Annotated in this window: 17 protein-coding genes; 6 read left to right on the top strand and 11 right to left on the bottom strand. The window is 36.5% G+C overall.

Annotation, left to right across the window (positions count from 1 at the left end):
* Positions 1 to 23: 23 nt before the first annotated feature.
* On the bottom strand, positions 24 to 434 hold the full coding sequence (locus V9G42_10580) for a thioesterase family protein (protein MEI2759860.1): 411 nt from the start codon (positions 432 to 434) through the stop codon (positions 24 to 26).
* 123 nt (positions 435 to 557) lie between these two features.
* On the opposite strand from V9G42_10580, the gene V9G42_10585 reads away from it, so the two are divergent.
* Positions 558 to 2948: a M1 family aminopeptidase gene (locus V9G42_10585; GenBank protein ID MEI2759861.1), complete on the top strand. Its 2391-nt coding sequence runs from the start codon at positions 558 to 560 to the stop codon at positions 2946 to 2948.
* Positions 2949 to 3023: 75 nt separating this feature from the next.
* On the top strand, positions 3024 to 5318 hold the full coding sequence (locus V9G42_10590) for a T9SS type A sorting domain-containing protein (GenBank protein MEI2759862.1): 2295 nt from the start codon (positions 3024 to 3026) through the stop codon (positions 5316 to 5318).
* Between the two features lie 144 nt (positions 5319 to 5462).
* Here the strand turns inward: V9G42_10590 and V9G42_10595 are convergent, their stop codons facing one another.
* The gene (locus V9G42_10595) at positions 5463 to 5744 is read right to left on the bottom strand and encodes an antibiotic biosynthesis monooxygenase family protein (GenBank protein MEI2759863.1); all 282 of its coding nucleotides are present in this window, start codon (positions 5742 to 5744) and stop codon (positions 5463 to 5465) included.
* Complete coding sequence (locus V9G42_10600; protein ID MEI2759864.1) at positions 5741 to 6526, bottom strand: SAM-dependent chlorinase/fluorinase; 786 nt, start codon at positions 6524 to 6526, stop codon at positions 5741 to 5743. The genes V9G42_10595 and V9G42_10600 overlap by 4 nt, the downstream gene beginning before the upstream one ends.
* A gap of 172 nt (positions 6527 to 6698) precedes the next feature.
* Between V9G42_10600 and V9G42_10605 the strand changes: the two genes are divergently transcribed.
* The 3 genes from V9G42_10605 to V9G42_10615 are packed head-to-tail and all read left to right on the top strand — an operon-like array spanning position 6699 to position 10213.
* Complete coding sequence (locus V9G42_10605; protein MEI2759865.1) at positions 6699 to 7652, top strand: PhoH family protein; 954 nt, start codon at positions 6699 to 6701, stop codon at positions 7650 to 7652.
* Positions 7636 to 8376, top strand: a complete 741-nt coding sequence (locus V9G42_10610) for a head GIN domain-containing protein (protein ID MEI2759866.1) — start codon at positions 7636 to 7638, stop codon at positions 8374 to 8376. Before V9G42_10605 ends, V9G42_10610 begins: the two co-directional genes overlap by 17 nt.
* 1 nt (position 8377) lies before the next feature.
* The gene (locus V9G42_10615; GenBank protein MEI2759867.1) at positions 8378 to 10213 is read left to right on the top strand and encodes an LTA synthase family protein; all 1836 of its coding nucleotides are present in this window, start codon (positions 8378 to 8380) and stop codon (positions 10211 to 10213) included.
* Between the two features lie 62 nt (positions 10214 to 10275).
* On the opposite strand, the gene V9G42_10620 is transcribed toward V9G42_10615, so the two are convergent.
* From V9G42_10620 to V9G42_10630, 3 genes are all read right to left on the bottom strand, one after another.
* Positions 10276 to 11238: a DUF4476 domain-containing protein gene (locus tag V9G42_10620; GenBank protein MEI2759868.1), complete on the bottom strand. Its 963-nt coding sequence runs from the start codon at positions 11236 to 11238 to the stop codon at positions 10276 to 10278.
* Between the two features lie 144 nt (positions 11239 to 11382).
* Positions 11383 to 11859, bottom strand: coding sequence for an OsmC family protein (locus tag V9G42_10625; protein MEI2759869.1), 477 nt, complete (start codon positions 11857 to 11859; stop codon positions 11383 to 11385).
* A 76-nt stretch (positions 11860 to 11935) separates the two neighbouring features.
* Positions 11936 to 16369, bottom strand: coding sequence for a hypothetical protein (locus V9G42_10630; GenBank protein ID MEI2759870.1), 4434 nt, complete (start codon positions 16367 to 16369; stop codon positions 11936 to 11938).
* Between the two features lie 134 nt (positions 16370 to 16503).
* Between V9G42_10630 and V9G42_10635 the strand changes: the two genes are divergently transcribed.
* Positions 16504 to 17088, top strand: coding sequence for a transferase hexapeptide repeat family protein (locus V9G42_10635; GenBank protein MEI2759871.1), 585 nt, complete (start codon positions 16504 to 16506; stop codon positions 17086 to 17088).
* A gap of 2 nt (positions 17089 to 17090) precedes the next feature.
* Here V9G42_10635 and V9G42_10640 read toward each other — a convergent pair whose 3' ends face one another.
* From V9G42_10640 to V9G42_10660, 5 genes are all read right to left on the bottom strand, one after another.
* Positions 17091 to 18260, bottom strand: a complete 1170-nt coding sequence (locus V9G42_10640; protein MEI2759872.1) for an OmpA family protein — start codon at positions 18258 to 18260, stop codon at positions 17091 to 17093.
* Complete coding sequence (locus tag V9G42_10645) at positions 18193 to 19179, bottom strand: tetratricopeptide repeat protein (protein MEI2759873.1); 987 nt, start codon at positions 19177 to 19179, stop codon at positions 18193 to 18195. Before V9G42_10645 ends, V9G42_10640 begins: the two co-directional genes overlap by 68 nt.
* Positions 19166 to 20170, bottom strand: coding sequence for a PorP/SprF family type IX secretion system membrane protein (locus tag V9G42_10650; GenBank protein MEI2759874.1), 1005 nt, complete (start codon positions 20168 to 20170; stop codon positions 19166 to 19168). Before V9G42_10650 ends, V9G42_10645 begins: the two co-directional genes overlap by 14 nt.
* A gap of 92 nt (positions 20171 to 20262) precedes the next feature.
* Positions 20263 to 20982, bottom strand: coding sequence for a TIGR00730 family Rossman fold protein (locus V9G42_10655; protein MEI2759875.1), 720 nt, complete (start codon positions 20980 to 20982; stop codon positions 20263 to 20265).
* Between the two features lie 158 nt (positions 20983 to 21140).
* Positions 21141 to 23618, bottom strand: a complete 2478-nt coding sequence (locus V9G42_10660) for a TonB-dependent receptor (GenBank protein ID MEI2759876.1) — start codon at positions 23616 to 23618, stop codon at positions 21141 to 21143.
* Between the last annotated feature and the right edge of the window lie 38 nt (positions 23619 to 23656).

Raw genomic sequence — 23656 nt, forward strand, 5'->3', positions numbered from 1 at the left:
TAAAACAAAATAAAACAGGTTGTCTAATTCTGAAAATATGGTGTAAACACTATGTTAAATTCATCAGTCGGGTTAACCGGCTTACCTGTTGCCTTACTCACAAAGACAAGTGTTACCGATGCAGTATTGAGTAACTCTCCCTTTTCATTAAAGGTTTCATAGTCAAAAACAATTCGTACAGAAGGCTTTTTTCTGATGGTAGTTTTTATCGTCAGTAAGTCATCATAAAATGCCGGTTTCTTATATTGAACAGAAAAATCAGATACCGGCAAAATAATTCCCTTATCTTCAAGTGACTTGTAAGGTAAACCAAGACTGCGCAGCATTTCTACTCTTGCCACTTCAAAATAAACAGCATAGTTTCCATAATACACATATCCCATTCTGTCGGCTTCGGCATATCTAACTCTAACCTGATGTTCAAACTCAATCATTAAATTTCGATAATATTAAATGCAAATAAAAAGAAAATGATGCTATGAAAATTTTAGTCATTATTTCTAGGTTAAAAATTTCTATATTTGAAAGTTCAATTATGTCAGCATTAATTTTTATTTATGAATTCATTTCTATATCATCTAAAATCAAAACAACTTCAATCATTTAATTTAAAACTACTATTCCTGTTGTTGGGTATATTTTCCTTTAACACCGGCTTGTCGGCTATGACTTCAATAGCAGACACTTTTCATATAGAAAAGTACATTATCAGTATTGATACTATTGACTTTACCGGCAAACAAATTAAAGCAAAAACACAAATACAAATTGTTGCCAATCAAAATAATCTAAGTGCCATTGAAATGGATTTGTTTCAGCTGACTGTTGATTCTGTTTATTATCCATTGGGAAACCTACCCTATTCCTATCAAAACGATAAACTAAATATTAGTCTTCCTGTTGTATTAAACACGAATGACACTATAAGTTTAACCGTAGCATATCAAGGTAGTCCGAAAAAAGATGCATCAGGATTTGGCGGATTTTATTTCTTTCCGAACATGGCCTTTAATCTCGGTGTAGGTTTTACTGCCGACCCTCACAACTTAGGTAAAGTTTGGTTTCCTTGTCTTGATGTTTTTGATGATAAAAGTAAATATGAATTTTATATTACAACACCACTGACACAAAAAGCCTATTGCAATGGTTTTTTAAATGATTCACTCATTAATGCCAACAACACCATCACCTGGCATTGGAAAATGAATGATTATATTCCAACTTATTTAGCTTGTATGGCAACCGGACCATACACTTCATGGTCGAGAACTTACAATGGTGTTCCTATTGAAATTGCAGCATTGCCTGCCGATACTGCGGCAGTGTCAGCCACGTTTGTTAACCTGCCGGCAGCAATAAATCTGTTCACACAGTATTATGGGAGTTACCCCTTCAATAAAATAGGATATACATTGGTAAATTTTACCGGTGGTGCCATGGAACATGCCACTAACATTGCCATTGGCAAGGCTTTTATTAATGGCACACTTGGTTATGAAACATTGTGGGCACATGAGTTATCGCACATGTGGTGGGGCGATAAGGTGACCTGTAAAACTGCTGAAGACATGTGGCTAAACGAAGGCTGGGCATCTTTCAATGAAGCGTTGTTTACAGAAGCAATTTATGGACCAACAGCGTATAAAGACTGGATTAGGACAAATCACAGAAAAGTATTGCAACTGGCACATATTACCGATGGTGGATATCTTGCATTGAATAACGTTCCGACCTCGGTTACCTATGGAAATACAGCATATCAAAAAGGTGCCGATATTGTTCATACTTTAAGAAATTATGCAGGCGATTCATTATTTAAAGTTGGAGCGCAACATTATTTAGACACTTTTGCTTATAGCAATGCATCGAGTATTGACATGGAACATGCATTTACTTCTTCCACAGGAACAGACTATTCACGTTTTTTTACAGATTGGGTTTACACTCCGGGATTTCCACATTTTTCTATTGACTCTGCAATATATGTTCCCGGAGGATTGGATCATTACTTTGTTTACACCCGTCAGCGTAATAAAGGCAGCAATGGACACATTTATTCCATGCCCGTAGATATTACCTTTAGTGATGGCATTACTGACACTACTGTGAGCATACAAATTGACTCTGCCACACAAATGTTTCATATTCCATTGCTGATGGCAAATGCAACATGGATAGCATTAGACAGAGGTGAAAAAATCAGCGATGCAATATCGGATTACGAGAAAATAATTACAACTACGGGTTTACAGATTATGAAAGAAACAAATACAACATTAAATGTACAATCTGTTGGAGCATCACCATCAACAGTAAGAATAGAACATCATTGGGTACAGCCCGATGGATTTAAAGGCAGCAACCCCGGAATACGATTAAGTGATTATCATTATTGGCAAGCTGAAGGTATTTTCAATCCAGGATTTGTGAGTAAAATTTCGTTTCAGTATGATGGCTCAACCAATGGGCTAACCGGATATATTGACAACACTTTGATTACCGGCCGTGAAGACAGTCTGGTATTATTGTATCGCGAAAACACTGCTGGCGACTGGCAAATCATTTCTGCTTCTCAAACTATGGGCTCACCATTGGATAAAAGAGGTTCTTTTTCTGTTGACACTTTGAAGAAGGGAGAATATGTACTTGGTTACAGAGATTTTACTGTGAATAATGAACAGTTAAACAACATGCAGAATTTCAATTTAAACATAGTTCCCAATCCGGCCAAAAATCACATCACCTTAACACTAAATTTGGAACCGGGTGATAGCGGCATAGCCCAAATTATAGATATCAAAGGAAGAGAAGTTGACCGCATAAAAGTACAATCAGGGCAAAGTGAATATGTGATCCAAACAAGCAAATGGAAAAACGGAGAATATTTCATTCACCTGAAAACCGATAAGTCGTTGATTGCTAATGGCAGATTTATTATTCAAAAATAGCTTTCGTGGCTCAATTTTATGTTAAAGTTAATTACATTTGCAACAAATTAAAATTCAAATTAAAATCAAATTATCATGAGAAAAACATTACTCACATTAATTGCTGCTGTAGGCTCGTTATTTACGCAAGCACAGTGGATTAGTCAAAATGTACCCATGACGTATGACGGCTACATGTTCGATATGGAAACTGTAGATGCCAATACGTGCTGGGGCGCATTGTGGAATGGTGTAGCTACCAGCCAATATACTTCAGATTTTGCCAAAACAATAGATGGTGGAAACACATGGACCACAGGAACTATTCCTGTAGCCTCCGGATGGGTTATCTCTAACATTTGGCCTTTAAATGCTGACACTTGTTTTGTAATGATGTGCAACATCAATGCAGGCGGTGGAATGATTTACAAAACGGTTGATGGTGGAACAACATGGACACAAAATTCAACAGCAGGGATGTATTCACAAGGCACTTCTTTTGGAAATGTGATTTACTTTTCTGATTCTCAAAATGGATTTACCATGGGTGATCCTGTTGGTGCCGGTGCTAACAAACGTTATGAGCTTTATACTACCAACGATGGTGGTGCAAACTGGACAGCAGTGCCTGTTGCCAACATTCCTGCTTTAACCAATGCAGGCGAATATGGTATCACCAACTTGTTTTCTGCTGTTGGCAGCAACATTTGGTTTGCTACTACTTATGGTGATGTATTACATTCAAGTGATAATGGACTAACCTGGACAAAATCTGCATCAGGACTTCCTGCTTATACAGCAAACGGAAATCGTCAGGATATTTCTGACATTGCATTCAGTGATGCCAACAATGGAATAATTACTCAGGTTAATGCTACTACCTATATTGTTAAACAAACAACTGATGGTGGTGCTACCTGGAATACGATTACGCCTACTGGTAATTTCTATCCAACAGAAATTGAAGCCGTAGGTGGTTCAAACATTTATGTTAGTGGTGGATCGAACGCTACTTATGGTTTTGGTTCTTCATACAGTACCGATTTAGGTTTAACCTGGACTGCACTTGACACCAACTTCTCTCATACTACTTTTGATTTCCTTAACTCTTCAACCGGCTATGGTGCAGAATATATTGCTGCCGGTAGCCCGGGTGGAGCTTGGAAGTTTTCAGGAACTCTTAGCAATAATCCTTTAAATGATGATTGTGCCGGTGCTATAAACATCAATACACAATTCGGTCAGGCGCCAGGAACATTAACTTCATCAGGCCCATACGATAATACTAATGCAACTACAGGGCCACAAGACCCTACAACAGGCTTTGCATGTTTTGGCGAACCTGATGGTAATGGAGGCGCACCTTCTTTAGATAACACTCTGTGGTTTACTTTCACCGGTGATGGTAACACTTATTTTATTGAAGCACCCAATACCTGTGCAGGTGTCACCGATCCTATTGATGATGGTGATACTCAAATAGCCATTTATACAGGTACTTGTGGTAACCTTACTCCTGTTGCCTGTAATGAAGATGGCCCTAATGCAACTACTACATATTATCCTGCAGGCTTAAACTTTACTACCACTCCAGGTACCGTTTATTATATGATTGTAGATGGATTTAGCTTACAAGGAACTGTTTCTACTGGTCAGTTCTGTGTTCAGGTAACTAACCAATCAGTAATTGCCTGTGGAGACACTGCAATTAATTCAGGTTTAACTGTTTTAAATAAACCTGTTATTTGCTACGACAGTACTTTAACAATTACTGTTTCCGGAATTAAAGCTCCTACAGTTGGTACAACAAAAGGGTTCAGCATAATGGTTTCAAATGCAGACATCAGTGGTAATAATGACCCAATGTCAACAGGTGCTGTTGTTGGTGGTACTGGAACAATCTCTGTTGGAAGCAATGGAATATTCCAAACAAATTTAACTAACAATGCTACAAATCCTTTCGGTGCAGGTGTGTTTTATATTACACCGGTAGTTTATGGTAATGCAACAGGAACCGGAAACATTACGGCACTAACACTTGATCCAAACTGTACTTACACAGGTGCTTCTGTAATGGTTGAGTTCTTGGCTCAGGGTGTAATTTGCCCAACCGGAATAAAAGAACTTAATGGTGCTTCATTTGCAGTTACAGGAGTTTATCCTGTGCCTGTAAAAAACACATTGAACATAGCTGTTGAGTCTGCAAAAACTTCAACCATGACCATTACCATCAGTGATGTTCTTGGAAGAAATATTGTTTCAAGCACACAGTCTGTTAACAATGGCAGCAACACACTGACTTTAGATACTCAAAATCTTTCTTCAGGAGTTTATACACTTACTGTTAATAATGAAAAACAACAATCTACAGTTAAGTTTGTAAAACAATAATTCATATTGTTAAACAATAAAAAAGCTGCCTCAAAAGGGCAGCTTTTTTTGTTAGCTATCATGCACTACTAATTTAGATTTTCAAAAATCAAATTGTTTCAATCAATGACTATCACAAAAAACGATTTTCTTTTTTAAAAACATTCATACTTTTTCAAGCGACCAAGCGCTGGCACGTTGATGCAGCATTTTCTTAGCATTTGGCCAAACATCAGTAAAAAACGATGAATCTAAATAGGCCTGTAAATGACTTTCACTTTGCCAAAGGCTGTAAGTAAAATAATCCGAAGAGGCTACATCTTTATGCAACTCAACTAAATTGCATCCATCAAAGGAGGCAATTTTTTCTTTTATTGAAGTAAAAAGTTTTTCAAAAGCTTTTCCCTCATCAGGTCTAACAGGCAATCGCACAATACGTGTTATCATTTTAGAAAAATTCTGATTTGATTACCATACTCAAATCCATACAACAAAGAAATGTCACCCTGATTAATTGCAATTTCAAGATAGCCCGATGAATTAAACAAAGCCACCATCTTACCTGGTTCTACATCGTCATAACGATTATTAATTTGAGTAATAAATTCACGATGTCGAGGCAAATCAATTTCAAATCGCTTTTCTCCTACAACATTTTCAAAATACTCTTTCTCAATATTGGTAATAACATTTCCAAAGGTATCAACATAAATAACCGTTCCCTGAATAGTATTAACATCATGCGATGGTTGAAACATTGACGACTGATAAAAAGATTGTACAGGAAGTCCTATTTCTACCAAAGGTTTATTGTTTACCAAATCATGTAACAATGTGACTAAAAAACTTTTCTCATGTGCCACACTCACATCTTCCGAACCTTTAATGTAAACTGCCTTTAGGGGTTCCTGCTTACTCACCAAAGTAAAAATACCATTATTACGACAAACGATTGTGCATTCTCCATATTGAATAACCATCCAACCTCTATTGGTGTCTTCTCTTGTATTCGGCTGTTTATCCACACAGATTAAATGAATTGTCTGAGGAGGGAAAAAATAAAATGCATTTTTAAAAACAAAGGCAGCCTTAACACAATCGTAAACAGGAATCTGATGGCTGATGTCAACTATATTAACCCCCGGCAGCATGCTGAACAATTCGCCCTTTAGCGCTGCTACGTAGTGATCGGTTTGTCCCCAATCTGTTGTGAGTGTAATTAATGACATGAATGCTGCCGGAATTAATTTCACAAAATTATCGGTAGCGTTGTCATTGCTGATAACTATATTGATAAATTATAAACTTTCTGATGTTAGTGAAGATTGTCGGAATTTTAAGAAAAATTGCTTCTGATTAGTCTAAAAAAATTAGGTTTGCATACATTAAACCTTTGTAAAATTGAGTGAGTTAACCATACCTGTTGATTTAGAGAATCCTGTAGCGTTTTTTGGTATCAACGATAGTAATTTAGATTTATTAAGAGAAAAATTTCCTGCTTTTAAGTTGATTGTCAGAGGTAATGAGCTTAAAATTTTAGGTGATGAAAAGCAAATACATTGGGTGGCAAAAAAAATCACAGGTATCATTGAGTATTTTCATCACTACGGAAAATTTGATAACAATGTATTGGAAAAGCTGATTACTAACGAACAAAATGCTGAAACTTTAGTAAATCCACCAACAGGAAACGGCAGTGATGTTTTGGTCTTTGGCCCCAATGGCGTTGTTGTAAAAGCACGAACTGCCAATCAGCAAAAAATGGTTGACAGCTGTAATAAAAACGACATTGTGTTTGCAATTGGTCCTGCAGGTACAGGAAAGACCTATACTGCCGTGGCACTGGCTGTACGTGCATTAAAGAATAAAGAAATCAAAAGGATTGTTCTAACACGTCCCGCTGTTGAAGCAGGTGAAAATCTTGGATTTTTACCCGGTGACCTAAAAGAAAAAATTGATCCTTATTTGCGTCCGCTTTATGATGCATTGTTTGATATGATTCCCGGAGAGAAGCTAAAGACCTTTATTGATAACGGAGTTATTGAAGTAGCGCCTTTGGCATTTATGCGTGGTCGTACATTAGACCATGCTTTTGTTATTCTTGATGAGGCACAAAACACAACAGAGAGTCAGCTAAAAATGTTTCTTACCAGAATGGGGCCTGCTGCAAAGTTTATTGTCACAGGTGATGTAACACAAATTGACTTGCCTAACAAACAACCATCTGGATTGATTCAGGCAATGAAAATTTTGAAAAATATTCATGGTATTGATTTTATTACCCTTGATGCAAGTGATGTTGTGCGTCATCGTTTAGTTAAAGAGATTATTCTGGCCTATGGCAAAAATCAGTAATTGGATTTATATCCTTATGATGTTTGTCTTTTGCTCTTGTCAGAAAGACCACATGTTAGATTGCTTTAAGGGAACGGGAAATGACAAATCAGAAATAAGAAATATTACAGGATTCAACCGTATTAAAGCAAGTAATAATGTAAATGTAAAAATCTATCCTGGTTATGATTTTAAAGTTGAAGTAAAGGCAGGTTCAAAATTAATTGAAGGCATAACCACAGAAGTAAAAGACAGCATGCTTTACATCAGAAACGAAAATGTATGCAACTGGGTTCGCAGCTTTAAAAATAAATTTACAGTTACAGTATGGATGCCTGATATTGAAGAGCTAACTTTAAATGGCTCAGGTAATATTGACCTAATGGACACTATTCGACATAATGAGTTTATATTCAACAATTGGGGCGCATCAGGCAAGGTAACTTTTTTATTTAACGCAGAAGCAGTGCGGACAAACATACATACCGGACCCGCTGATTTTGTATTTCATGGCTATGTTGGAGTGCATTATTTATACAATAACGGCAACGGCATTACTGATGCAAGCAACTTGAATACAGATGTTACCTTTACAGAAAACAAAGGTGCTAACAAAGAATATGTCAGAGCTAAACAATGGCTCACAGCTAAAATTTCTTATGTAGGCGACATATATTACTTCGGTAATCCCGACAGTGTTGTACATGAAGGCACAGGCAACGGAAAATTAATTAAAGCAGATTAACATGCGTTTGATTACAAATTTTCTAAAGCTGACCATTTACTGGCTGTTGTTCTTCAGTATTTTCAGAATCATCTTTTTCCTGTTTCTGCAGTTTAACTCAGCAAATATTCAACTGAATGAATTGCCATTAACATTACTTTATGGCATAAGGTTAGATATTTCCGCAACTGCATATATTTCTGCCCTGTCGTTAATTTTATTGCTATTGTATGTTGTGACAGGTAATAATTTTATTAAAAAATTATTTTTTACTTACAATGGAATCATATTGTTTATCTTAATTCTATTGCATGTCAGCAATCTTTTTCTATATCGTTCATGGGGTGTGCTTATCAACTACCGTGCTCTGACATTTCTTGCAGACTGGCGGCAGATGTTTTTGTCGATAAATAACTTTGAATTGTTTGGAGGCATCATATTCATTACACTTCTATTTCTGCTTGCCTGGTATATATTCAGAAAAATCACAAAACACTTTTTTGATATTAAACTTTCAATTATTCAATCTTTATTTCAATTTACTGTCACAGGAATACTGTTGGTAATCATGTTTCGTGGTGGCTTGCAGATGCTGCCAGTAAATGAGAGTGCAGCTGCTTTCAGTGAAAATATCACACTCAATCACATTGCCACAAATCCGGCTTGGCACTTGGGACACAATCTCAATCAAACTAAAAGTGAAAATGCTGCATTTTACAAATTTTATAGTAATGAGTTTGCTGAAGAGAATGTAAAAAAGCTATTTCAAACACCTGTTGATATAATGTCGGTGCTGAACAATAAAAGACCAAATATTGTAATCATTATGCTGGAGAGCTTTTCAGCTGATGTTGTTGGTGCTATGGGTGGTGAAGCCGGTGTTTCGCCCACAATAGACTCATTGATTCACAATGGATTATCTTTTAGAAATATTTACAGCAGTGGTGCACGTACAGATCAGGCATTTGTGGCAGTTCTTAGTGGATTTCCGGCTCAGCCTAATCAATCCATAATGCGCTTTCCGGATAAGACTGCTAAACTCCCCTCCTTACCTGCTGAACTTAGGAAGCAAGGCTACAGCACTTCTTTTTATTATGGTGGCGATCTTGACTTTTCAAACCTGAACACTTATTTAGTCAACTTGGGGTTTGAACAAATAACCGGTAAAAAGAAATTTAAACAAAAGCAATTGAGTGCCAAATGGGGAGCACACGATGAATTTGTTTTTGAAAAAAATCTGAACGATTTAAATCAGACTAAAGAGCCTTTCTTTTCTGTTGTGATGACATTAAGCTCGCATGAGCCTTACGATATTCCAATGAAATCACCTTTTGGAAATGAAAACCCGAATGAATTGTTTAAAGGGTCTGCATGGTATGCAGACCATAGTTTAAGGAATTATTTGACAATGGCAAAAAGAGAACCTTGGTTTAAAAATACTTTATTTGTTGTAGTCGCAGATCATGGCAATAAAATTCCTCGCGACAGGTCGTACTACAGTCATTACATAAGGCACATTCCAATGGTAATGGCTGGCAATGTTGTAAAAAATATTTATAAAAATAAAAATGTTTACAGCACCGGTTCACATCACGATATCCCGGCTACTCTAATGCATCAATTAGGTTTAAATGCAGGTATGTTTAACTGGAGCAACGATTTACTTAACCGCAAGCGACACGGCTTTGCTTATTTGTGTATGGATGATGCCGAAGGATGGATAACAGACAGTTGTACATTTGTGTATGATTTGAGTAATAAAAAATTCATTTATAAAAGACCATATTATGCAATTGCAGACACGATATCTGCAAAAAGTTATTTACAGAAGTTATATAGTACATTTAGTAATCTTTAAGGCATTTGCAATAAAAAAGGCCGGGCAACAAATGTTCCCGGCCTTTTTAAATAATTAATTTCTTAATGTTTACTATTGATATAATTATTCAAATCATCTATTGACGACTCGAAGGTAAACATATCGTTAACTTTAAAATAATTTCCTATATCATAAGTAAAATCATAGGCATACTTTGCAAAATCCAATTTAGATTCTTCAAATGTAAAGAGACCCATAAGTTCCTTTACCTGAGAGGTGAAAAGACAATTGCTCCTAAGCACTTGTTTTGCAATGGTCATTTTACTGTCTTCAAATGACTTTGAAGAAATTGATTGTTTAAGGTCAGAAAAATCCTGTGGTGCCATCGGGACAGGACAACCATAAGGACCATTATAACCCGGCAGATAAACAACGGGTGCAGGTGGTGCAGGTGCTACCGGAGGCGGCTCTGATGTAGTGGTATGTGTAACTGTAGTAGTTGTAGTATGGGTAGTAGTTTGCATAGTACCACCGGAAACATTCATATTGATACCACCACCCGTTTCATTCATATTTAAACCAATGTTTACATTCACATTATCACCAGGTATGGGTGTTCCATCTGTTGTTGTGGTTGTTGTTGTATGAGTCACCGTTGATGCAGCAGGTGGCGGGGCTGGTATTTCACTGTAAACAACAACAGTTTGGTTAGCTGCCGGAGGAAGCGCTTGTGCCAAAGGCACTTCACTTAAAGGGCGCAGGCTATAGCTGTTCTTTTTAGCTATAAACTTAATGCTAAATGTAGTTTCCATGCCGGGGTTAAATGCAAGATTAAAATCCTTCTCACCCAACTTAGTATCTTCAAAAATCACTTTTAATTTGTAGAAATTTGCATTAAGCCCTGTTACTTTCACATTTGTTTCAGGATTTGCATTCTGTCTGACACCATTTAGAATTGCATAAAATTTCTCACCGTTTTCAGTGAATAATATAACATTAGATGATTGTGCTTTGACAAAAAAAGCACAAAGAACAAATGCCATTGTAAAGAATGTGTTTTTCATTTGAATATGTTTTTATATTTTATTTTGACATTAACTATAATAGTACCAAAACGCAGCTAAAATATGAAAAAATCATAAAGTACTGTGTGTTTCGGTCTTGAAGGAATGTTAAAACAGCATTTTCAATAAGGTGAATACTTACATTCATCCGGTTTCAAGAGTTATAATAGGACTATGATAAATTTTAAAATTTACAGAGTTTGCAATAAAACACAACTCATTGGCTTTTTTATGCAATGAAATTGCAAAATCCATTTTAGAAGCATCTGTTATTATTACAAGCGGATTAAGTGTTACTGATTCAAATTGTCCGGCACCGGTTGAAGTTTCATTCATAATACCGGTAGCATTATCTGAATAACTTTTGACAACAACACCAGCATCGGAGCATAGATGCAGATACCACAACATGTGGCATGATGACAATGAAGCCAACAACAATTCTTCCGGATTGTATTTAGTCTTATCACCCCGAAATGCCGGATCAGAAGAACAATGCAAGTCAGACTTATTCTCAATTTTTACAAGATAACTTCTATCATAGCTTAAATAATCTTTGGTACCGTATCCTGTGTTTCCTGTCCAAACAATATTTGCCTTATAATGATGTTCTCGTTGCATCCAATAATTTTTACTTATTAGACTTTAAATAATTTAAAGATTCAAAATAAATACATAAAATTTATTAATTCCAATCTTACAAGTCAGCATCTTTAATTCTCTTCAAGAACTCATTCTTCTTTCTTTCTGTGGCAAGCATAAACTGATAGGGTTCAAGTCCGCCTTTTTCTGATGCTACTCGTTTTTCAGGTTTCATTTCATCAATTGGCTTATTGAACTTTTCATCAGAAGAAATTGTTTGTAAAACACCACGCTGATAATTAAAATAGTACCACATATCAGGTAATGCTTCCAGATAAATGTTCAATACATCACCACTACGTCTTCGCATTATCTCAACTTTTCCTTTTACCATTCTGCCTACATAAGTCTTACCAATAACTCCAAGACCAATATTTCCAACAGAGATATAAGAGGCACGCTCCTTATTATAATAAAACTTAAGCTCACTAAGCACCAAAGTATGCTGCAACTCGGAAGGAACTTTTCGTGCAGAACCATATAATCCTGTTTCATTCAACAACTTTTCTGCTTTGTTTTTTCCAATCATATTAGTTAAAGCATTTCTATAAACAGGTCTGTCATCCATAAATGGCTGCAATGCAGGAATAGAGTTAAACATTTCGGCCATTTGTTTTAGTGCATCATCATTAAACATAAAGTCTGCTGCCATAACTGCATCAAACCCTATAGAGTCATTAATCGTTGAATAGTTAACCATACCAAAATTCGTAATCGAAAGCTGACCAAAATCCTGAGTGAGATTTATGCGGCCCTCCCCAATTAACTGACATCGCTTATCATCAAGAATAACAGTGTTAGTAATAACACTTGCCGATTTGGTTGAATCTGTTCCAGGTATGGTACCAGATATTTTATATTGTTGAGAATTATTATCAAAGGTCAGATAACCCTCAGCAGAAATAACTTCTGCATCTGAACTATGCTTCTTCATTGATAAAAATGCAGGATACATCATGGTGCTGTCGCTGCCGAAATAAATTCCTGAATAAAGTTTCTGCAAACTTTCGTTAGCTGGGCTTTGAATCGGAATGTTCACTCCTTTAGGGTCAATGTCACCCGCAAAGCCAAACCAATTGTGTTCAAAAGTATTGCAGTGATGATTAACAATTGCAAATCCATTGAAGTAGAGATTTTCTTTTGGCGCATTAATTCTTAACTTACCTTTATATTGAATTGTCGGGCTAATAAAAAACCGAGATGAATCTGGGATTTCGCCAATGGCAAATGTTTGTTTTGACGTGTCCACTCCAATCTGTGTAAGCTTAATTTTATGTTTCACCTTTGTCTGATCCATATATTCGTAATTACCATCACCCGAATAATTCATTCTGCTTTGAATGGTAATATTTGTATTAAGCATAGTGTGATAGCGTGAAGTAGTATTGGCTATTACCTTGCTATTAACTAATGGCCGCATGACAGCATTGCGCTCTACGACAACATTTCCCAAGTCAGGAATTACTGAGGCGTCCGCTACCAAAATTTCCTTCACCTTAAACCCTTTAAGTAAGTATGACTTTAGATTGTAGGTTGCCAATGGTGCATCCCAACGCAAGGAATCCTGTTGTTTGTTTACAGAAACAAACTCATTTGCCTTGTCAGCACTTGCATCTGAACCACCAAATTCAAGTTCTGATTTATCTATAAACCATTTGAAATCTCTTATGAAAGAAATGTATTCATTGACAGGAAATTCAACTTTAGCTTTATCACCTTTACTGCTGAAATCCCCAATACGTTTATCAAGATCAATATTAGCCTTGACATTTTGTGTATGCAATGCCATCAAATCACCGGCATCTGTATTGAGTTTAAATTCTGCAGAATCTGACCCATAGCTGTGTTCGTGAATAAAATGATTATTGCTGATTAATTGAGACTGTTGATAGCGGATAATGCCATTGGCATTAATTCCTGAAGGCATCAACACTAAGTTTCCATCGAGGATTGCTTCACCATTAAACAACACAAAATCTTTGCTTCTTTTAAACACATACATCTTATCATTTTTAGGTCGCCAGTTAACAAACACATCTTCATTCTTAACGTCAGGAAAACGTGTAGCACCAACCTGTTCCTTTCTTACCGCAAAACTTTGAGTAACGGCATGCATGCTGTCAGGAAAGAAAATAATGTTGTTTGATTTTGAAGTGCTGCTCAAATAATCCACCTCCCCTTTTCCAAGGAATCCTTCGTGACTTAAACTGATTTGCTGACGATATTTCCCTTTGCCACTATAGGCTGCAAATCCGGCATCGGGCGTGTTGGTAACAAATCCCAGAGAGTAATCTCGCTGCACCGTAAGTTGCTGGCGCCATTCAGGAAAAATATCTGCGGATACCATACTTCCTTCAAACACCAGTCCCTCTTTGGTAAGTGTGTTGAGACTGTCAATGCTGAATGGATCGAGATGATAATAAAACTTATCGCGTTTATATACACCACCAAATATTTCAGGATAATCATAGTAAATGAAAGACTTGTTGGTACAAACAAAAATGGGGTATTCTTCATTTGGAACAAACCCTGACTTATTGGTTGGATTATCAATAGAAAGTTTTCCGTTCAACTGTTGCAAAATACTTTTAATAGGAATGAGTCTTTTCCTTCCTCTTTCATCAACAGTGTCTGACGGAACTTTAAATCGCAGTGAATCCACATTTTTTAAGTCAATATTAAAATCGGCATAGTTAAAAGTAAACTCTTTACCGTAAAAATCAAGTCTTCCTGCATGGACACGCCCATTGAAAACAATGTCACGATTTTTTTTAAGTGTCATTTCCTGATCCAAAGGCTGAATATAAACTTCCTGCGAATCACTGATTAATACATGACTTACACCACGCATATTTATATCAAAATTCAATAAGTTGATGGTTGCATTAGACAATCCTGAAATCATGGATTCAATTTTCAACTCATCATAATCAACCTTACCGGTGCGCGCATTGAGGTAGTACATCACCTTGTCTTTGACAATAAACTTATCCGCATCGGCATCATAAGAAATAAATCCTAATGATGATAATTGAAGAATTTGATTGCGTACTGTATTTTCAGTAAGTTTCATATATTCAGAAAACTCCGGCACACTGATAACTTTTACATTATGCTCCTCTGCATATTGCTTAATTTTAAAAAGCGGATGTACTTCAGAGAGTCCTTGTATTTTATCAAAACGCTGTCGTGAAAAGAAATTTACTGACTCAAATTTCAACTTACTTTCGCCACCACCGGAAATCATCTTAAGATCCATCAATGGGTCTGAAATTTTCCATATCAACTGATCAAAATCAAGATCCATTTTATGATAGCTGTCAAAATAGGGGCTATTGATTGCTGTTTGACCATTCTTTGTAAGTGTTACTGTTTTATCACCATAAATATATTTAAACTCAACTCCGGGATGATAAATTGAATCCTTCTCCCAGTAAATTACAGCTGCAGCATTTACAGAAACTATTCTGTCAGGACGAAAAATAAAACCCTGAGAAAGCAATTTCAACTGAGGTTTGCCATTTAAATTAAAAGTGATTGATGCATCCTGACGTCTGTTGCCTGAGCCTACCATTTTACTTCCCTGCAATGAAAACCCACCTTTGTAATCGGCATCTTTCACCATATTCTTTATGTCGAGATTGGCAGCATAAGAGTAAAACCTTGGGTATGTAGCATTGGAGTCGTTTACGTTAGCCAACAATTTATCAATGTAACGACCCTTAAGCTCCTGATCAAAATATTTCTTGTAGGTAAACGCAACAGAATCCATTGCATATTCCGATCCTTTTAAATTGATAGCATAACGTTTGACAATGGCATTTGCTTCCGAAACACTTATTCCTACACGAGTAAAATTCACTGTCCCTCCATCGCCATAAAACATAAGGTTATTGGGATAATAAACTCCTTTTGTTCCTTCTATAGCAGAGCTATCACCCTTTCCAAAACATCGTAATGTCATTCCGGAAAAAGTAACTTTTGGCAAAGAGTCGAACCCAAATGCAAATTTATTATTACTTGAACTCCATGCAACAGCGCTTGACTCATACAATGTGTTGTTACGAAAAAGCAACTGCGAAATTTCAAGAAAGTCACCCAATTTTCGTACACTAAGTTTTGCTATTGCTTTTTCAAAAGCAGTATGCCATGAAGTAAAAGTTGCTGCATCTTGTCCGCTGGAAGCATAAGCATTCAGCACAGATGTGTAGGTAACAAAATCAGGAAAAGCTTTCATGCGTTTCTTCAGCATCAGATTACTTGTTGTAATGATAGTCTGTTGTTGCTGCGCATTAAACTTCCCAAGATAAACCGGTTTGAATTCCTCCATAATCTTCTCGGCTTCTTTTTTATTTGTCTCTTCAAAAAACGATTTCAAATCAAGAAGATAGCTTGAAGGATCTGTATTAAAACTCTTTAGTGTCTGTGACCTGACTGATGAAATCAAACATGTAAGCGTAAAAAATAATGTAACAAAATATCTTGTCATGTATATGATGGTTTTAGCACAAAAATAAACTTCTGAAAGATTGAAACTTGCAGATAGTTACCAACAATTGTTCATGATTTGGCACATCAAATAACTTTACATTTGCAAGGTAACAAAAAATAGCAATCATTCAAATGATTTACGAATTTAACGGATTCAGGCCGGTAGTGGACAGCAATAGTTTTGTCCATGAACAGGCAACAGTTACAGGTGATGTAATTATAGGTAAACAGGTATATATTGCTCCGGGTGCAGCCATTCGTGGCGACTGGGGGACAATCATTATTGAAGATGGGTGCAATGTTCAGGAGAACTGCACTATTCACATGTTTCCCGGTGTTACAGTAATTTTAAAGCAAGGTGCACACATTGGTCATGGCGCCATAGTTCATGGTGCCACTATTGGCAAAAATGCCTTGATCGGAATGAATGCTGTGATTATGGACAATGCTGTAATTGGAGATGGCTGCATTGTTGGTGCATTATGTTTTGTGCCAGATGGCATGGTTATTCCCGACCGGAAAATCGTTGTCGGCAATCCTGCAAAAATCATTAAGGATGTAAGTGATGAAATGCTTGACTGGAAAACAAAAGGAACTGAGCTTTATCAACAATTACCTCATGAATTAAATGCCACATTAAAACCGTGTGCGCCTTTACGAAGTATAGAACCTGATCGTAAAAAGCACGATGCTGTTTATACTACCTGGAAAAAATAAAATCAGAAATCGGTTTCTTCGCGGATTACTCCATCACGCATTTTACCCAAAATCTTGAATTCAGTTCGCCTGTTTAATTGCCTTCCTTTGGGATTATCTCTACCGTCAGGTTTTGTATTTGGAGCTACAGGCATGGTTTCGCCAAACCCTTTTGCACGCAACCGGTTGGCATTTATTCCTTTTGCCACTAAATAATTCACTACGCTCTCAGCACGTTTCTGTGAAAGTGTCATGTTGGATTCATCAGACCCAATGGCATCGGTATGTGATCTGATTTCAACACCAAGGTCAATATTTCTTTGCATAAAGATTACTAAAGTAGTATCAAGTGCATCCATTGCCTTTGCTGTTAGTAAAGGACTTGCAAATTCGTAATAAATGTTTGTAAGCAGTAATGGTGTTTCAGGAATTGAACGTATGTGTATGTCAATAGAGATATCACCGGAACGCGTTTTGTTCATGGTACTTAAGGCTACCGATTCATAAAGGTAACCTTCTTTACGAGCTGTAATTCGATATTCCTGTCTAGGTGAAACAGTAAGATTAAAATGACCTGTTTCATCAGTGTTACTTGTACTGACAGGAATAAAGGTAGAGTCTTCAGCATTTTTCATTTCCAGAGTAATACGTGCCCTTCGCACAGGCATCATTGACAACTTTTTCCCCTTTTGTGTTGAATCAGTTTCATACAAAAATCCTTTAACATTTAGTCGCACAGCATCTAAAATATTAAACTCAAAAATATCATCACAACAAGGCCCCTTATTCATGCCATGATCTGTAACATTTCTATTGGAAACAATCATTCCAATGTCCTTATTACTTGGTGAAAGCACATAGTATAAGTCATCATAATTGGAATTTACAGGATAGCCAAGGTTAACAGGATGTGTCCATTTTTTCATTCCACCAATTGACTTAAAGATATCTAACCCCCCTAGCCCCTGCCATCCATCAGAGCTGAAATAAAATGTTTGTGTTTGTGCATCCACATAGGGTGTTACTTCATCACCGGAGGTATTTATTTTCGATCCAAGATTTACTGGTGGTTTGTAGGTTTTGTTTCTGTTATCAAAAGAAGTGTACCATATATCATAACCACCTTTACCCCCTTCGCGATCGCTGACAAAATAAATTATCTCCTCTCCCTTTTTTCTGTGTGTTAAGACCAATGGCAGGTTGCGTTGATGTATATTTTGGATCGTTAACCTCTGCACCTAAAGAAACAGGCTCTGTCCATGTTCCATTGTTCAAGAAACTTACATATATGGCACATATAACTTTATTCTGACGGTTTCTTTTACAGCGTGTAAAATAAAACCTGCTCTTGTCTTGTGAATAAACACCATTGAGTGTATGATAGTTGTTGGAATTATAAAATCCGGGTAGTTCACCATCATCTTTCCAAATTTCACTATCGCGAACAGCAACATAAATTTTTCGAAAGGGCTCGTCAGCACTTGAATCTTTCGGATTAAAATCAAAAGTTGTCTGATCTGTTCTCAGTGAACCATAAATAATTGTTGAATCGTTTATATAAAATGGAGATGACTCTACGTGTGATGTATTGATATCCTCCGGTAAATGTTCAATAGCAACTTTTGAAGGGCTATGCATAAGGCTGTCAGCAAATTTGGCAGCATCGCCACTATTCTTAATTAATTTGGTATAAACACTTTTGTCTGCACCTGAATATTCTTTTTTAAACTTCGCAAAGTACTCTTCGGCTTTTTTGTAATTGCCAAGAGATTTTTGCACATTGGCATAATGATATAATGCTAATGCATTTCGCTTTGGATTCAGGTTGTACGCTTTCATATAAGCATCTTCAGCTTTGCGGTAATCTTTAGATTTACGAAGACTTTCTGCATATAGAAACCATACTTTTTCATTTGTAGGTTTACGTTTACAATATTCTTCGTAATACATTGCCGAACTGCTGAAATCGTTAATCTTTGCAGCATAAGTACCCAAGCGCTTTAATTGTGCAGTGCCATATTTCTTCAATTCATCTCCTTGCTGTGCAAACAAATGAACAGAGCTGATCAGTAATGTCAGCAAAATAAAGATTCTTGTTTTAATAGCGTTCACAGGGAATTTTTATTTTAAACAAACGTGAACTTAATGCTGTGTAGATAAGAGAAATTTCAAATCCACCACGGCTTGCAGTTGCTGTGTGAAGAGATGAAATATTAATATCATAACTCAATGCAATATCAAACAAATCATATTTAATGCCAATTACGGGAATCACTGCATCAGTGCCGCTACCGGGCGCTGTACGCACATATAATCCACCGTTAATTTCTGTAAATTTTGATTCTCCATTACTAAGTTGTTTTGCAAGTGTAACTCCACCAACATACTCATTGGCTTTCACCTGCTGCATCATCAATAAACGTAAATGAAGCAAATAATCATTGCCAATTCCAATTTTGTCTGAAGCAGTTAAACAGGTTCTAATTGGTAATTTATTTTTGCTGTTAAAAAAAGTATCGCCCGGTTTATTCAGATGAAAAAACGAAGCACCTGCCTGAATAAAATGTTTATTTAATTCAACCTGATAAATCAAGCCCGCATTAACATCACCGAAAGAACGTTTTTCATCAAGCACCATTTCGCCTGAAGGCATTGACGGATCAAAATATCCGGTGTTCATATTAAACTGCTCAGGCATTGTAATTTTACTTCTGTCAATAGATTTAAAAATATAATTCCATTGAAAACCTGCACTTATGCTGTGCACACCAAACGTACGATGATAAGCAGCTGATAATCCTAAACGGATACTCTGCAAACGATTAATGCCAGAGCGATCATAGATAAACAACAGTCCGCCACTAATTTTATCTGCACCTGTATAAAGTGTTTTGTCAAATGTAAAAGCATTTGTTCTGTAGCCTGGGTCAAGTTTTGACCATTGGCTTCTATAAGTGTTTGCAAAACGAAAATCTCCTTCATACAATCCGGTGTTTGCCGCATTAAGTGTTAATGGGGAATTATAGAATTGCGAAAAGTGAATATCCTGTGCTTGCAGCATTGAGGAAATCAAAATAAAAAAGCAAAGGCGGAATACTTTCATTTAGTCCTGTAAATACTCTGAAAAACAGGATAAAAATATAAGTTAGAAATGAATTGCGAAAGTTTTTATTGAATAATTGCCAACAGTCCGGTTCATTCTTCAAGAAACCATTTCGAACGGTTGAATTTCATGGCTTTGGATAACTTAAATCTTTCAATGGCCTTTACCCGCAGATATTCTGTCATTTCATCTAAACTATCGGTAATCAGCAAAGAATCTAACTCTGTATGTAAAGCTGTTTTATGTTCGTCAAATACCTTGAGTTGGTCAATAACAGGCTGCCAGTAATTCTTTCCCATAAGTACTACAGGGAAATCACTCACTTTTTTTGTTTGAATCAAGGTTAAAGCTTCAAACATTTCATCAATTGTCCCAACGCCACCGGGCAAAACCACAAAAGCATAAGAATACTTAAACATCAGTACTTTTCTTACAAAAAAATGATGAAACTCCACCAATTTATCAAGATACATATTGGGTTGTTGCTCCCGAGGAAGAATGATGTTGCAGCCTACAGAAAAACCTCCTGCTTCTTTTGCTCCTCTGTTTGCTGCTTCCATAACACCAGGTCCGCCACCTGTCATAACAGTAAATCCTAATCTGCTGACGCTAGCCCCAACTTCACGGCCTAACTGATAATAATGATGGTCTTCTTTAAATCGAGCTGAGCCAAATACGGCAACACACGGTCCTACAAAATGTAATGTTCTGAATCCTTTTATAAATTCTTTTACCACTTTAAGTGTAAATAGAAATTCGCCAATTCTCGACTGTCGCTCGGTCAGAAACCTGTTTTCGGATTGATTACGCATACGCTGAAAAATTAAAATTTAAATCAAAATTCAAATTTAAAATATTCTGAAAAACATACTGAATGAATTAACACATCGGCTGATGATGTAAAGATGAGGAATCAGGAAAATATAATATTCTCTGGTAGGTAAAACCAACAAATTTATTCAGGATTCTATCAGAACTTAGCGCTGAGTCTTAAGCTCAATTGTCTTCCGGTAAGATAATTAGGCACTCCATACTTAGTACCATAAACATCACTTACCCAGGTGTAGGAAACAACATTATTAACCTGAAAAAGATTAAAGACTTCGAGCGAAAGAGAAAGTGCCTTTAATTTGTTTAAAGCAGTAAAACGACTTTTTGCTCTTCTGTTTTCGTCAATAAATATTTTACTAAACCCGATATCTACACGCCTGTAAAAAGGAAATCGGTTAATATCTGTATAACGATTATTACCTGGAGGCCCAACGGGGAATCCTGTTCCAAAAACTAGCGTCATGTGCATCTTAAATGTTGGAAACTTAGGAAGATAGTCCGAAAAAAATATACTGAAGGTGAGTCGCTGATCGGTTAGCCTTGGCAAATAACCCGGAATAACCTGAATACTGTCCACTGCTTGCTTATCAATGGTATATCCTCTGATTGTATCACCACGTGCATTTAATCTGATGTAATAAACGTCATCCTGAATATCTTCTTCTGTTTTTAAAAGCGAAAGACTTGCCCACGATTCAGCTTCATTAACAAACTGCCCATTGATTCGAAAATCAATTCCTGTTGCATAACCCTTGGAATTGTTTTTACCTAAATATCGAATGCGGACATTATCAACTTTGTAAGGAATGAGGTCATTCAGCCATTTGTAATATGCTTCTGTGACAAATTTAAAATCGCGTCCCCAGGCTTTAAAATAATAATCGGTTCCACCTACTACATGAATTGATTGTTGTGATTTTAAGTCAAGATTTAAACTTCCGTCAGGATTATGCAACTCCTTATAGAAGGGTGGCTGATAATAAAACCCTCCGGAAAGTCTGAAATTAAAGTCGCGTTTCCACCTTGGCTTATAGGCAAGTGCAATGCGTGGGCTGATATTTAATGCATGATTTAAACTCCACCATGTGAAACGTACACCTGGCGTCAGAATAAAATTTGATGAATTGCTGAAATAAAAATTATGTTGCAGATATCCACTCAACCTATTACTTGAAAGACTGTTATCACGATTGATTACATCTTGTAATAATAATTGAGGTTGTGATGGAAGGCTTCCTCCAATACTATCCTGCGGATGTGGTAATGAGTATCCTGCTGAATCAATGTAATTCCACTCTTTAATCTGATCACTAAACTGTTCGTGTTGAAAACGAATACCCCATAACAGTTCATTGTGACGATAATTATATGTGCCTTTATGTTCTGCTGAATAAACTTTCCCATCCAGAAAATTACGTGCGTGATTCAAGAAAGAGCCTACACCGAGATTGAGTTTTACTTCACCAAAATTTTGTGAAGCTGGATCTTTTTCAAGTTCATCCAGAAAATACTGACCAAGTATATCAAAAGTTTCTTCTTCTCTTGTATTAAAAACTGAACCTATAAGTTTGAGGTTAATATTTTTCTTTGGACTATGACTGAATATTACTGCTCCGGTAGTAGTTGAAAAGTCATCTACTTCCTTACCATCAAAATACACTGTAAAACGCAATGCCTGACTTACCGTACCAAAATCTGTAGTTCGTGTTTGTGGAACAATATTGTATCTGCTTTTTGAAAAGTTACCCAATAAAGATATAGTGGTTTTTTCACTCACATCATAAGTTAACAATGCCTGTACATCATAAAACACAGGCTTGTAGTTTCCTTTTGTGTCAAGTGTACCCAGCAAATACTTTGTTGACTTTTGTCTTGCTCCTATCAAATAAGTAAAACGATTGTTGCGACTTGTACCTTCAAGACTCAGGCCACCACCAAGCAAACCATAAGTGATTTTTCCGGCAAATTCAGTTGGCCGTTTGTATTTTATATCAAGTGCTGAAGACATTTTATCGCCATAAATAGCATCAAAACCACCGGCAGAAAATTTTATTCCTGAAACAAGATCGGGATTGATAAAACTTAGTCCTTCCTGCAATCCTGAACGCACTAATTGTGGTCTGTAAATTTCCACATCATTCACATAAACAAGGTTTTCATCGTAGTTTCCACCACGTACAGAATATTCTGAACTAAGTTCGTTGTTTGAAACAACGCCACTGCCAATTGTTTTTAATATGGTTTCAAAATTCCCTGATGGATTTGGAATTTCTTCTACTGCTTTGGGGTCAATTTTTATCAGTGTGCCACTTCTTTCACGAGGATCAGTAATGGTGATATTAGGCAAAGGCACAATTGATGGCAACATGCTTCTGTTTAATTGTTTCTTTTCGCCTTCTGCAAGAATTAGTTTTACGGTTGCCTGCTCAAACCCGATTGATGAAAAAACAATACTTAGCTCACGGTTAGAAGGAACAGTAATGGAGTATTCGCCATGCTCATCAGAAATTACACCGAGTGGAGTACCTGCAACACCAACACTGACACCAGGCAAGGGCTTTCGGTCTGTGCCGGTTATTTTTCCATGAATACGCGCAGTTGCATCTTGACCGTTCAATGAGTTACAGTAAAAAAATAAGGAAAGAAAAATAACAA

The sequence above is a fragment of the Bacteroidia bacterium genome (assembly GCA_037045145.1).
Classification (GTDB): Bacteria; Bacteroidota; Bacteroidia; order AKYH767-A; family OLB10; genus OLB10.